This is a genomic window from Ectopseudomonas chengduensis (assembly GCF_900102635.1).
GTDB lineage: Bacteria > Pseudomonadota > Gammaproteobacteria > Pseudomonadales > Pseudomonadaceae > Aquipseudomonas > Aquipseudomonas chengduensis.
The window spans coordinates 1-12,672 of the sequence record NZ_FMZQ01000023.1 but is presented as its reverse complement, the minus strand read 5'-3'; the positions used below and the strand labels follow the sequence as shown (position 1 = coordinate 12,672).

Below are 12,672 nucleotides of genomic sequence, written 5' to 3'. Positions count from 1 at the left end.
TTGTCGCGTGAAATGGCCGGAGCGGGAAGCGTCGCAACGAGATTGCGGGCAAACAAAGCGTCCAAAAAACAAAAACCCCGCAGCTTGCGCAGCGGGGCTTTCGGGGTTCACCTGGGCTTACTGATCCCAGGGACGATCGCCATTCTCATCCTTGATGCGCGTCGGCAGGCCCATTACGTCCAGCAGCTTGAGGAACGGCTCGGCCGGCAGCTCTTCGACGTTGACCATGCGCTGCGCATCCCACTCGCCACGCGCGACCAGCAGCGCGGCGGCGACTGGCGGCACGCCGGCGGTGTAGGAAATACCCTGACTGTCGGTCTCGGCGAAGGCTTCTTCGTGGTCGGCCACGTTGTAGATGAACAGTTCACGCGGCTGGCCGTCCTTGGTGCCCTTGACCAGGTCGCCGATGCAGGTCTTGCCGGTATAGCCCGGCGCCAACGAGGCGGGATCGGGCAGCACGGCCTTAACCACTTTCAGCGGTACCACCTCAAGGCCTTCGGCGGTCTTGACCGGCTTCTCGGAGAGCAGGCCAAGGTTCTTCAGCACGGTGAACACGTTGATGTAGTGATCGCCGAAGCTCATCCAGAAGCGCACGTTCGGCACGTTGAGGTGCTTGGACAGCGAGTGCACCTCGTCATGGCCGGTCAGGTACAGGTTCTGCACGCCCACCACCGGCAGATCGTCGGTGCGTTTGACTTCGAACATGCTGTTGCTGGTCCACTGACTGTTCTGCCAGCTGTAGACCGTGCCGGTGAATTCGCGGAAATTGATTTCCGGGTCGAAATTGGTGGCGAAGTACTTGCCGTGCGAACCGGCGTTGACGTCGAGGATGTCGATCGACTCGATCTTGTCGAAGTACTGTTGTTGCGCCAGAGCGGCATAGGAGTTGACCACACCCGGGTCGAAGCCGACGCCGAGGATGGCGGTCACGCCTTTTTCCTGGCATTCGGCCAGGTGCTTCCACTCGTAGTTGCCGTACCATGGCGGGGTTTCGCAGATCTTGCTCGGATCTTCATGGATGGCGGTGTCCAGATAGGCGACGCCGGTGTCGATACAGGCGCGCAGCACGGACATGTTGAGAAACGCCGAACCGACGTTGATGACGATCTGCGATTCGGTTTCGCGGATCAGTGCCTTGGTCGCTTCCACGTCCAGGGCGTTCAGCGCATAGGCCTTGATCTCGCCGGGCTGCTTGAGACCGCCCTTTGCCTGCACGCTGTCGATGATGGCCTGGCATTTGGAGATGTTGCGCGACGCAATTGCAATGCGACCTAACTCGTCATTGTGTTGCGCGCACTTATGGGCCACCACCTTGGCAACACCTCCTGCACCAATGATCAGAACATTCTTCTTCAATTGTTTCACCTCCAGGGAACTGCGTTGTTTAAAACGTTTGATGAGGTGGGCTGAAGCGGATCGCCGCCCGGCCCACCCTACGGCTCAAGGCTCGGTGTAGGGTGGGCTTCAGCCCACCATCAACGGTGTCACGACAGACTGGACAGGTAGTCGTCGAAGCCAAACTGGCGCGCCACCTCGACGCTACCGTCGAGTTGTTTCACCACGATGGACGGCATTTTCAGGCCGTTGAACCAGTTCTTCTTGACCATGGTGTAACCGGCCGCGTCGATGAACGACAGGCGATCACCGATCTGCAGCGGTTTGTCGAACTGGTACTCGCCGAAGATGTCGCCGGCCAAACAGGATTTGCCGCACACCATGTAAGTGTGTTCGCCGTCGTTCGGCGCCATCTTGGCGTTGAGGCGGTAGATCAGCAGGTCGAGCATGTGCGCTTCGATCGAGCTGTCGACTACGGCCAAGTTCTTGCCGTTGTACAGGGTGTCGAGCACGGTGACTTCCAGTGAGGCGCTGAGGGTGATCGCCGCTTCGCCCGGCTCCAGATACACCTGCACGCCGTATTTTTCGGAGAAAGCTTTCAGGCGCGCACAGAAGGCATCGATCGGATAGCCCTCGCCAGTGAAGTGGATGCCGCCGCCGAGACTGACCCACTCGACCTGGGCTATCAGGTGGCCGAAACGCTCCTCGATGGTGGTCAGCATCTTGTCGAACAGCTCGAAGCTGCCGTTCTCGCAGTTGTTGTGGAACATGAAGCCGGAAATCTGCCCCATGACCTGCTCGATCTTCGCAGGGTCCCACTCGCCCAGGCGGCTGAACGGACGCGCCGGGTCGGCCAGCAGATAGTCGGAGCTGCTCACCTGCGGGTTGACGCGCAGGCCGCGGATGGTGCCCTCGGTACGCGCGGCAAAGCGCTCGAGCTGACCGATGGAGTTGAAGATGATCTTGTCGCAGTTGGCGACCATCTCTTCGATCTCGTCGTCGGCCCAGGCCACGCTGTAGGCGTGGGTTTCGCCGGCGAACTTCTGTCGGCCCAGCTTCAACTCATAAAGGGACGATGAGGTCGTGCCGTCCATATATTGCTGCATCAGGTCGAACACCGACCAGGTGGCGAAGCATTTCAGCGCCAGCAGCGCCTTGGCACCGGAGTTCTCGCGCACATAGGCGATCTTCTCCAGGTTGACCAGAAGCTTTTGTTTGTCGATGAGGTAGTACGGCGTCTGGATCATCTCGTCGCCCCAGCAAGGTCGGCCAGTGGAGGGGTTTCAGCCCCCCAGAAAAAAGTGGACGCGAATTGTGCCGATAACCGACGCATATCGAAAGGGCATTGGGGATTTTTTGTACAACCGGTGATGACCGGAGTCTGCCTTGACTGAGCGGAGACCCTACGGCCGAGCGGTTACAGTGATATGACCGGGCAAGGCTTATCCATCACCCGCGCCCCGAGGCGCACAGGGCTGGTGCGGGTCACATTGCCGCGATATCCGACGCGCTCAATGCTGACGAAACAGGCTCAGCAGGTGCTCGGCGATGGCGCCGCGAATGGTGTCGATGCTCAAGCGCGAGCAGTGAGCTAGCTTGGCGGGGTTGATACGGTGCAGGTGCAGCGATGGCATCCGCGCCTCGTACTCACGCAGATCGCCTTTCACCAGCACGGGCAGAAAATGTTCGCCGCGCGCCCGATAGCGCTCGATCAGCAAACGCAAGCCGGCCTGGAATGGTAATTCACGCGAGGCAATCAGACGCGACTCACCCGGTACCTTCATATATAGGCCGTCGAACCCCACCGTTTCACCTGGCAGGATGTGCACACCGGTGGGCTCCACCGCATCGGCGGGAATATCGTGAAAGGTGTCATGCCAGGCCATCTCGTCCGGCAGGATGGTGATACCGCCCTGCTCGTCCTGCGGCACCACGAAGCTGTAGTTGCTGTAGAGCTTCTCGACATAGCTGGAGTAGATGCACAGGCGGTTTTCGAACCGCCGTAGAAACGCGATGGCCTGAGCACGATCGGTAATCGCGTGCAGCTCCCAGTTCAGATCGCGCTGGTGCTGCAGCTCATGCCAACGGGCATCGACATTCAGGGCAAGGGCAGACATCAGGGACTCCAAAAACCGGTTCGCTGTTGCCACGGCAGAAAGTGTGCCACCTCTCCAACCCAGGTTTTCCCGGCTTTTCAGGCACTTGCCAGGGTTTCCTGCGCACAGCCCGTCCCAATGTGCCGAATCGCGTCACCTGCCTCTGATCGATTCGGACTCAAACCCGGCATCCACCTTGCAGTACAATCGTCGCTTTTAACCTGCCTGGAACCGGCGCCTCGATGATCGATCCCAAGCGCGTATTGCGCGCCCTCGCCGAACACTGGACGTTGCTCGAACCGCTCTGCGAGCGCTTCGACGCCGGCACCCTGAGCCTGGTCGAGCTGCGTGGCCAGCTCGCCGCGCAACTGCCCGACGCCACGCCCAGCGACACCACTGCCCTGCTCGACACTTGGATTCGCCTGGACATCCTGGTGCCAGTGGCCAAGAGCCCCAACCGTTTCGAGCTCAACGCGCAGATCCACGATTTTCTCGCCTACCTGCGCCGCGAGCACCGCCTCGGCCTGTGCCTGGAGATCGAAGCCTACCTGCGCCACCTGGAGCGCCTGGCCGGCTATATCCAGGACGCCTTCGAAGTGCGCGATGCCAACGACCTGGCGCGCCAGCTGCGTCTGCTCGACATGCGCGTGCGCGACGTGCTGAAGAAGCTGGCCAACGACGAACAGGCGCTGGTCAGCGTGGCCGACCGCGCCAAAACCAGCGACCGGCAGATTCCACTGCGCCAGCGCTACGCCGAGGTGCTGGCCACCTGGGACGAATACGTCGAACCGATGATCCAGCTGGTCGCCGCCGACGGCGCCTTCGAGCAGGGCGTACGCCGCGTCGAACAGGTGCTGCTGCGCCTGCTCGGCGATCAGCAGCGCCTCGGCCAACTGGTCGACGATGACCTGCTGCTGCGCACCCACGCGCGCATCCTGGAGATGCAGACCACCGCCCAACTGACGCTGCGCAAGGCCCGCGAACTGCTGCTGCCGCTGCGCGAAGAAGCGCGTCGGCACAACGCAGTGACCCGCGGCGCCGCACTGGCGCTGTCGGTGATCCGCAAGAAGGGCATCGACGCCGTGCCGCAAGCGGCCATGCCGCTGTTCACCCGGCCGCAGAGCAACTTCCTCGGTTCGGCCAGCCAGGTCGAGGCCTACGTTTACGCCCTGGCACGCTTCGAGGCCAAGCCGGCGCACTTCCCCAAGGCCAGCGGCAGCCGCAAGGGCGGCGCGCCCAAGGCGCCGAAGACCGCGCGGGAAATGATCGAACGCTGCGAACAGGCCCTGCCACTGCCGGATCTGATGGCCTGGCTGCTGGAGCAGGAGCCGGAAGGTGCCACCGACGAGTTGCTCTACTGGTTCTCGCGCCTGTCGCGCGAGTCGCGTTTCCAGCGTGAACGCCTGGAGCGCCGCCAGTACCTGACCCGCGAGCACGAGGTCAGCCTCGCCTCCTTCGCCCTGGTAGGCCAGCCCAATGGCTGAGCTACCCGTAGGGTGCGCTGTGCGCACCGCAACCGACGACCTGGTGCGCACAGCGCACCCTACGACTGCCCGTGAGCATTGCGTATGAACATCGATCTGAAAGAAATGACCCAGCTCGCGGCCGCCTTCCGCGACCTGTTCAAGGGCTACCACATCTCCCGCAGCGAGCCGGAGTGCTACGCCCAGCTGTCCAGCATGCAGGACCAGTACCGCGCGCTGTTCCGCGCCCTCGGCTTCGAGCTGGTGTGCGACCCGCGCGGCTTCTACTACTTCGTCCCCGAGCAGGTCGCCCCACAGGTGAACAAGACCGCCCAACGCCTGGCGCTGTTCACCTTCATCCTGGTCGAGCATCTGGCCGACCAGGGCCGCGACCCGCTCTCCGTACTCGACGGCGGCAGCATCGGCCGTGACGAGCTGCCAGCGCTGCTGGAGAAATACCGCGACCTGTTCCTGCAGGCCGAAGTCACCACCTTCGAAGAGCTGGAAGACAAGATCATCCGCCGCCTCACCCAGCTCGGCTTCGCCGAGGACAGCAACGGCGTGTACCGCTTCCTGCCGCCGATGCACCGTTTCCTCGACGTCTGCCTGTCGGTGCAGCACGACCGCGACCTGGCCGCCAGCCTGCACAGCAGCGACCTGCCGCTGCCGGCGCCGGTACTGCTGGACGATGACGGCGACGCCGACGCCGACGCCGACGCGACCGCTGTCATCGATATCGAAGAATCCGAGGAAGACGCCTTGGCCCGCGCCATGGCCGAAGAACGCGCCGCACAGGAGATGGACGCATGAGCCAGGAACGCTACGGCATCCGCCGCTTCGCCCTGCTGAACACCGCCGGCTACAGCCTCGGCCTGTTCCCGCTGGAAAACCCGCTGTCGGTCTACGGCGCCAACAACCTGGGTAAATCCGCCTCGATCAACGCCCTGCAGTTCCCCATCCTGGCGCGCATGTCGGACATGAGCTTCGGCAAGTACAGCCTGGAAGCCTCGCGCAAGTTCTACTTCGCCAGCGACACCAGCTACATCCTCGTCGAAGTCGCCCTGCCCCACGGCCCGCACGTGATCGGCGTGGCTGGTCGCGGCCCAGGTGGCGGTTTCGGCCACCAGTTCTTCGCCTACGCCGGAGAGCTGGATCTGGAGCACTACCAGAGCAACGGCACCTGCCTGCGTCAGCGCGAACTGTTCAAGAACCTCGGCCAGGCCGGCATCACCGCCTACGAACTGAAACCCGACGAACTGCGTCGCCTGCTGGTCGGCGGGCACACCAGTATCCCGCTGGATCTGACCCTGATCCCGCTGCGCTCGACCAGCGAGCAGAGCCTGAAGACCTTCCGCGCGCTGTTCATCAACCTGCTGCACATGCGTGAGATCACCGCCGCCAAGCTCAAGCAGCTGTTCCTCGACGCCTTCGAGCACAGCCTGCGCTCCGGCAGCGTCGACTACATCGCGGCCACCGAAGAGGCCTTCCGCGATGTGCGCCGCATGGAGCAGGACTACCAGGCCCTGGTGACTGCCGGCCCGCAGATCGAGGCACTGGCGGCCGGCGTTGGTCAGCGCGAACTGCTGCGCGGCAAGTTGCATCGTCTCTCGCCGCTGCTCGACAACCTGCTCGGCACCTGGCACGACTACGCCGATGCACGCAAGGAAGAGCTGGTGATCCAGGCCGAGCACTATCGCAACGAGCAGGACGGCCTGCAGAACGAACAGCGCGGCGGCACCACCGAGCTGATGCGCCTGGAGCGTGAGATCAGCGAAATCCAGCGCTGGCTTGGCGAGCTGTCCGTACTGAAGAACCGCTTCGCCCTGGTGGAAAACGCCAAGGTGCTGGAAGAGCAACTGCTCGCCGCCAAGGACGCCCACGACGAACTGGCCGGCGCCCTGGCGCAGTCGCGGCAGTTCTCCAGCGAAGACCTGGACGAGCGCCTGCGCGATCTGGAAAAACGCCTCAAGTCGGTCAAGCAGCAACTCGACCACGCCGACAACAACAGCTACTCGCGCCTGCGCGAGGAATTCAGCCAGGCCGATGTCGATCGCCTGATGCGCCTGTTCAACGGCCAGCTGTTCAGCCTGCCGCTGGGTGAAAAAGGCATCCAGGCCGAGGGCGACGATTGGGTCAAGGCGGTCGAAGCGGTGCTGGATCGCTTCAAGGGCGACACCTTCGCCGTGCCGGGCCTGTCCATCGACCTCAGTCATATCGAGCCGCCGGCGCTGCAGGCACTGGCCGACCGCGCCGCCCTGCGCGACCAGAAGGATCGCCTGGAGCGCGAACTCAAGCAGCTCAAGACCCAGCAATCGGTCGCCGCCGACCGCGCCGCCAGCAAGGCCCAGGCTGAAACCCTGTACCAGGCCGTGCTGGACGCGCAGAAGGCCCTGGAAGACTTCCGCAAGAGCCAGACCCTGACTGCCGAAGAGCCGCAGAAGCTGGAGCGCCTGGCCGAACTGGAAGGCGCCCAGGACGAACTCAAGCGTGCCAGCGATGCCTTCGCCGAGCGCGTGCAGCAACTCTCGGCCAAGCTGCAACTGGTCGGCCGCCAACTGGCCGATCTGGAAGCCAAGGAGCGCACCCTGGAAGACGCCCTGCGTCGTCGCCAGCTGCTGCCAGCCGATCTGCCCTTCGGCACGCCGTTCATGGAGCCGGTGGACGACTCGCTGGACAACCTGCTGCCGCTGCTCAACGACTACCAGGACACCTGGCAGGCGCTGCAGCGCATCGACGGCCAGATCGAAGCACTCTATGCCCAGGTACGCCTCAAGGGCGTGGCCAAGTTCGACAGCGAGGACGATGTCGAGCGCCGCCTGCAACTGCTGGTCAACGCCTACGCCCACCGTCAGGACGAAGCCCTGACCCTGGCCAAGGCGCGCCGTGCGGCGGTCACCGATATCGCCCGCACCTTGCGCAATATCCGCAGCGACTACGACAACCTCGAGCACCAGCTGGCGCTGTTCAACCGCGAGATCAACAAGCGCCAGGTGTCCAACCTGCAAAGCTTCCGTATCGTCCTGGCGCCTAACAAGGAAGCGCTGCGCCATATCGATCAGATCATTCACAGCGCCGGCCAGTACGAGGAAGGCGAGACCCTGTCGGTGTTCGACCTGTCGCAGTCGGCCGATCAGGACGCCAAAAACGAGGAAGCCAAGGACTACCTGTCGCGCCTGGTGGCTGCCAACGGCAACCAGTTGGGCCTGAAGGATCTGTTCGAACTGGCCTTCGAGATCACCAAGGTGCATGGCCAGCCGATCATCCACACCGACATCGATGGCGCCGCCTCCAACGGCACCACCATGACCATCAAGGCGCTGACCAACATGTACCTGTTGCTGCACCTGATGGATCGCGAGCAGGCCGGGCGCGTGCGCCTGCCCTACTACCTCGACGAGGCGGCGGACATCGACGAGCGTAACCAGCAGGCACTGATCGAAACCAGCCTGCAGCTCGGCTTCGTGCCGATCCTGGCATCGGTAAAGCCGCAGGTCTCGGCCCACGTGGCCATCGACCTGGAAGGCGGCAGCGGCCCCAACGGCATCTATATCGACGAGGCGGACTGGAAGTTCATCAAACCGCGCGAGAGTGCCAAGGCCCAGGCACCTCAGCAGGAAGAGGCGGTCGAGCCGGCTTGAAGCTCAAGCCCCTCCCAAGGTCCACACGACCGTAGGAGCGGCTTCGGCCGCGAGCTTTTATCAACCCAAAGTGAAAGGGCCGCTCAATGCGGCCCCTTTCATTTCTGTGGTTTGCTCACTGCTCCAGCACGATCTTCGGGGCCCACTGCATCCACACATCCTGCGGCTCGTCGAACAGTGCAAAGGTCTGCCCCGGCTGCGCCGGCCCACCCATCTCAGGGTTGTTCGGCGTGGCGAAGGCGATGCCGCCTTCGAGCAACGCCTCCAGCGATTCGGTCCGCACCTTCACGCCCTTGAACAGCCCGGCATCCACTCCGATGCCACTGGCATTCCAGAAGCGGCTGCCCGAACGCACCAGCGGCGCATAACGCGGTTCGATCAGCACATGGATCAATACGCGATCCGAGGTCGGCCCCAGCTCGAAATCCACCACCTTGCCCACCGGCACCTCGCGGTAGCTGACGATCACACCCGGCTTGATCGAGCCTCGCCGCGGCGCGCTCAGCACCAGGCGCAAGCCTTGCTCACGCACGGCCTGATTCGGCGCAGCAGCCAGGGCGACGAACTCGGTACGTCGCGCTCCTTTCTGCGCAGCCGGTTGTACCTCCAGATACTGACCGCTGACCAGCGTGCCGAGATTCGCGGCACGGATCAGGCTAAGTTCCGGCTTCACCACCCAGAAGCGCGTCCCCTCACGGGCGATCTGCTCGGCTGCCTGACTGATACGCACGTTGAGGATCACCGCTTGCAGGTCAGCGGTCAGGCTGAGGCTCTCGACCTTGCCAACCTCCAGCCCCTTGTAGCGCACCAGGGTGCCTGGTTGCAGACCGTCACCATCAGCCAGCCGAATGGTGATCTGCTGCCCTAGCTGCAAGGCGCTTTCGCGGTCCGCATGCAAGGCGAAACGCTGCACCTGGCGATCCGACCTGGCGGCTTGCAGATCAAGCGTCTCGAAAGCAATGCCGCCCGCCAGCAGGGTCTGCAACGACTCGCTCTTCACCTCTACACCGGACAATCCACCCCTTAGGGTGATGCCACTGGCATTCCAGAAACGTGTGGACGTATTGATCAGGTGTACGTAGTCAGGCTCGATATGCACCCCGAGCACGACCTGGCTATTGTCGCGGCCAAGCTGGAAACTCTGTACCGAGCCCACCTTGATCTGCTTGTAAAGCACCGGACTGCCGACTTCGATAGAGCCGAGCTGATCGGTGAACAGCACCAGATGCAGTCCTGGCGCACCGAGATCCAAAGGCGGCGCCTTGCTCCGCGCGACGAAGTTGCGCGCCGGCGGATTGCCCTTCTCACCTGGACGCACGGCAATGTAGTTACCTTTGACCAACGCCTCGAGGCCAGTGATACCGGCCAGCGAAATGGAGGGTTTGACCACCCAGAAGTCCGAGCCCTCCACCAGATACTCTTCGGCCAGTGGATTGATGGTCAGCTCGGCCGTGGCGCTATTGAGGTCGCGGTCGACCTTCATGGCTTTCAGCGAACCGACCTGAATGCCCTTGTACATGACCGGCGTTCGACCTTCCTGCAGCCCATCGAAATCGCTGAGTTTCACGACGATCTTGATACCCGCCTGAGCCTCGTCGTAGTCCTCATAGAGACGGAACGGCAGCGCTGGATCAGTGGGCGGGCTGTCCTTGCGATGCTCAGGCGTGGCGAAGGCGATACCGCCAGCGACGATACTGGCTAGCGACTCGCTGCGCAGTTTGAAGCCGGACAGGTCGGCATCGACGCTGATCCCGCTGGCATTCCAGAACCGCGTATGTTTGCGCACCAGATGCGCATAAGCGGGCTCGATGAACACCTTCACCTCTACGGTGCTCTGGTCATCACCCAGGGTGTAACTCTTCACTCGGCCAACCTGGATCTGCCGATAGAAAACCGGGCTGTCGCGGTTGAGCGAGCCGAGCCGCTCAGCTTTCAGCGTGATGTGCAGCCCCGGTACATCGTCACCCATCGGCGGCTCTTGAGCCAAGGCGGTGAAGCTGCGGGTAGATTCGCCCTCACCGGGACTGAAGGTAATGTAGTTACCTGAAACCAGTGTCTCCAGACCGCTGATACCCGCCAGACTGACATTCGGTTTGACCAACCAAAAGCGAGTGCCCTCACGCAGATACTGCTCGAGTTCCTTATTGACCTCCAACTGAGCGACAACACCGCGATTCTTTCCACTTTGATCAAGACTGATGGCCGTTACCTTCCCCACCGCCATACCCTTGTACATCAGTTCGGTCTTGCCGGCCTGAATACCCTCGCCGCTGGCGAATATCAGCTCCACCTGAATGCCGGCTTCGCTGTATGCACGCCACGCCAACCAGCCGCCAATGAGCAGTGCAATAAGAGGCAAAACCCAGATGGCTGACCAGTTCGAAGCAGGACGCGTCTTGGCCAGAGGAAGGTCAGTCATGATCGGTTTCCGTATTATCCCAGATAAGGCGAGGGTCGAAAGTCAATGCGGCAAGCATGGTCAGTATCACCACACTGGCAAAGGCAGCGGCGCCGGCTCCAGCTTCGATGCTGGCCAGGCTGCCAAAATTCACCACTGCCACCAGAATGGCGATGACGAAAATATCGAGCATCGACCAGCGGCCAATCCATTCGATGAAGCGGTACATGAGGATCCGCTGGCGCGCAGACATCGGTTGATGGCGCTGCACGGAATACAACAGCAGAGCAATCCCCACCAACTTGAAGGTTGGCACCAGAATGCTGGCGATAAATACCACCGCCGCAATAGGTAGCATGCCAAAGTTAATGAGCTCCAGTACGCCGCCCATTATGGTCGCTGGCGCACCTTTGCCGAGACTGTTGACGGTCATGATAGGCAGCAGATTAGCTGGGATGTAGAGAATCGCCGACGTCAGCAGCAATGCCCAGGTTCTGATCAGGCTATTGGGCCGCCGGGCATGAATCTGACCACCACAGCGGCTGCAGTACTGGTGCTTGGCATCAACGTCGACCGGATTGAGTTGATGACATTCGTGACAGACCAGCAATCCTGCCTCAATCGCCCGCATGGATATCCTCCCCGGACAAGGCTTCCCAGATCTGATGCGGTGACATGGTCACCTCCAGCCAGACTTGCACCAGCAACAGCGCGATGAAACAGAACAGGCCCAAGCCGAGGCTCAAGTCAGCCAGGTCCATCAGCTTGACCATCGCCACCAGGATGCCCATCAGGTAGACCTCGAGCATTCCCCACTCACGCATGTGATGGTAGATCCGGTAGAGCAACAGACCGTAGCTACGACCGAAATCCATACGAATACTGAGCAGCACCAGCAGTTGGCAAAGCAACTTGAGCAATGGCACCGCCATGCTGCACAGAAACACTACAACAGCGATGCCCTGCATACCGCTTTCATACAACCCGATTACACCGCTCCAGACGGTGTCCTGCGAGGTCTGCCCCAACAGGTTGAGCTGCATGATCGGCAGGAAGTTGGCTGGGACATAGAGCAGCAGAGCCGTCAGTACTAGGGCCAGGCTGCGCCTTACCACGCGATGACGGTGGCTGAACAACTCATAACCACAACGCGGGCACTCGGCGCTCTCACCATCCTGCAGCACCGGCTTGCGCATCAACAGATCGCACTCATGACAGGCGACCAACTGCTCGATCGTCAAGGATGACAAGGAAGGTTCGGACGGCGAGTCAGACATGAAAGTCCCCAGCAGAATTCGCGCATTCTACCCGAGCGGCGCTTTTATTGGTGCGTGCCCCAAGCCTGTAGGAGCGAGCTCTGCTCGCGAAGCTCTGTTTTCCGCGCTGCAAAGAAGAAACCCCAGACCGCTAGGCGATCTGGGGTTTCGTATAGGAGCTTGACGATGACCTACTCTCACATGGTGAAGCACCACACTACCATCGGCGATGCGTCGTTTCACTACTGAGTTCGGGATGGGATCAGGTGGTTCCAACGCTCTATGGTCGTCAAGCAATTCGGTTGGGATCTCGCGATTAGACGCTATCCCTTGGATACGTGATAGATGATTTGTAGTTCTTGCAAATTTTCGGCTTTCTGTCGACTTCACCATCGACACCCTCTGTCTCCGGCCTATGCCTTCGCAGATTGTTTGGGTGTTATATGGTCAAGCCTCACGGGCAATTAGTATGGGTTAGCTCAACGC

Annotated in this window: 9 protein-coding genes and 1 rRNA gene; 3 read left to right on the top strand and 7 right to left on the bottom strand. The window is 61.7% G+C overall.

Annotated features, from left to right (window positions below; translation table 11 throughout):
• Positions 1–117 precede the first annotated feature (117 nt).
• The 3 genes from BLS08_RS24320 to BLS08_RS24310 all read right to left on the bottom strand — a co-directional run bounded on the left by BLS08_RS24320 (position 118) and on the right by BLS08_RS24310 (position 3,452).
• Positions 118–1,356 carry a saccharopine dehydrogenase family protein gene (locus tag BLS08_RS24320; RefSeq protein WP_017675277.1) on the bottom strand — a complete coding sequence of 413 codons (1,239 nt, stop codon included), beginning with the start codon at positions 1,354–1,356 and terminating at the stop codon, positions 118–120.
• Positions 1,357–1,484: 128 nt separating this feature from the next.
• Positions 1,485–2,582, bottom strand: coding sequence for a carboxynorspermidine decarboxylase (locus BLS08_RS24315; protein WP_017675278.1), 1,098 nt, complete (start codon positions 2,580–2,582; stop codon positions 1,485–1,487).
• A gap of 264 nt (positions 2,583–2,846) precedes the next feature.
• A complete protein-coding gene (locus BLS08_RS24310; protein ID WP_017675279.1) occupies positions 2,847–3,452 on the bottom strand; it encodes a hypothetical protein in 606 nt (201 codons plus the stop codon).
• Between the two features lie 221 nt (positions 3,453–3,673).
• Between BLS08_RS24310 and mksB the strand changes: the two genes are divergently transcribed.
• From mksB to mksF, 3 genes are all read left to right on the top strand, one after another.
• On the top strand, positions 3,674–4,915 hold the full coding sequence (mksB, locus tag BLS08_RS24305) for an Mks condensin complex protein MksB (protein ID WP_017675280.1): 1,242 nt from the start codon (positions 3,674–3,676) through the stop codon (positions 4,913–4,915).
• An 84-nt stretch (positions 4,916–4,999) separates the two neighbouring features.
• Entirely contained in the window at positions 5,000–5,704 is a 705-nt protein-coding gene (gene mksE / locus BLS08_RS24300; RefSeq protein ID WP_017675281.1) for an Mks condensin complex protein MksE, read from the top strand.
• The gene (gene mksF / locus BLS08_RS24295) at positions 5,701–8,532 is read left to right on the top strand and encodes an Mks condensin complex protein MksF (protein WP_017675282.1); all 2,832 of its coding nucleotides are present in this window, start codon (positions 5,701–5,703) and stop codon (positions 8,530–8,532) included. The genes mksE and mksF overlap by 4 nt, the downstream gene beginning before the upstream one ends.
• Positions 8,533–8,647: 115 nt before the next feature.
• Here the strand turns inward: mksF and BLS08_RS24290 are convergent, their stop codons facing one another.
• The 4 genes from BLS08_RS24290 to rrf all read right to left on the bottom strand — a co-directional run bounded on the left by BLS08_RS24290 (position 8,648) and on the right by rrf (position 12,480).
• Positions 8,648–10,951: a PqiB family protein gene (locus BLS08_RS24290; RefSeq protein WP_017675283.1), complete on the bottom strand. Its 2,304-nt coding sequence runs from the start codon at positions 10,949–10,951 to the stop codon at positions 8,648–8,650.
• Positions 10,944–11,561, bottom strand: a complete 618-nt coding sequence (locus BLS08_RS24285) for a paraquat-inducible protein A (protein ID WP_021488741.1) — start codon at positions 11,559–11,561, stop codon at positions 10,944–10,946. Before BLS08_RS24285 ends, BLS08_RS24290 begins: the two co-directional genes overlap by 8 nt.
• Positions 11,548–12,207, bottom strand: a complete 660-nt coding sequence (locus BLS08_RS24280; RefSeq protein WP_026088414.1) for a paraquat-inducible protein A — start codon at positions 12,205–12,207, stop codon at positions 11,548–11,550. The genes BLS08_RS24285 and BLS08_RS24280 overlap by 14 nt, the downstream gene beginning before the upstream one ends.
• A gap of 157 nt (positions 12,208–12,364) precedes the next feature.
• Positions 12,365–12,480, bottom strand: a 5S ribosomal RNA gene (gene rrf, locus BLS08_RS24275).
• Between the last annotated feature and the right edge of the window lie 192 nt (positions 12,481–12,672).

What these genes read in the sequence shown, in the direction of transcription:
- BLS08_RS24315 (WP_017675278.1), bottom strand. Translation starts at nt 2,582, where the DNA reads ATGATCCAGACGCCGTACTACCTCATCGACAAACAAAAGCTTCTGGTC.
- BLS08_RS24310 (WP_017675279.1), bottom strand. Translation starts at nt 3,452, where the DNA reads ATGTCTGCCCTTGCCCTGAATGTCGATGCCCGTTGGCATGAGCTGCAG.
- mksB (WP_017675280.1), top strand. Translation starts at nt 3,674, where the DNA reads ATGATCGATCCCAAGCGCGTATTGCGCGCCCTCGCCGAACACTGGACG.
- mksE (WP_017675281.1), top strand. Translation starts at nt 5,000, where the DNA reads ATGAACATCGATCTGAAAGAAATGACCCAGCTCGCGGCCGCCTTCCGC.
- mksF (WP_017675282.1), top strand. Translation starts at nt 5,701, where the DNA reads ATGAGCCAGGAACGCTACGGCATCCGCCGCTTCGCCCTGCTGAACACC.
- BLS08_RS24290 (WP_017675283.1), bottom strand. Translation starts at nt 10,951, where the DNA reads ATGACTGACCTTCCTCTGGCCAAGACGCGTCCTGCTTCGAACTGGTCA.
- BLS08_RS24285 (WP_021488741.1), bottom strand. Translation starts at nt 11,561, where the DNA reads ATGCGGGCGATTGAGGCAGGATTGCTGGTCTGTCACGAATGTCATCAA.
- BLS08_RS24280 (WP_026088414.1), bottom strand. Translation starts at nt 12,207, where the DNA reads ATGTCTGACTCGCCGTCCGAACCTTCCTTGTCATCCTTGACGATCGAG.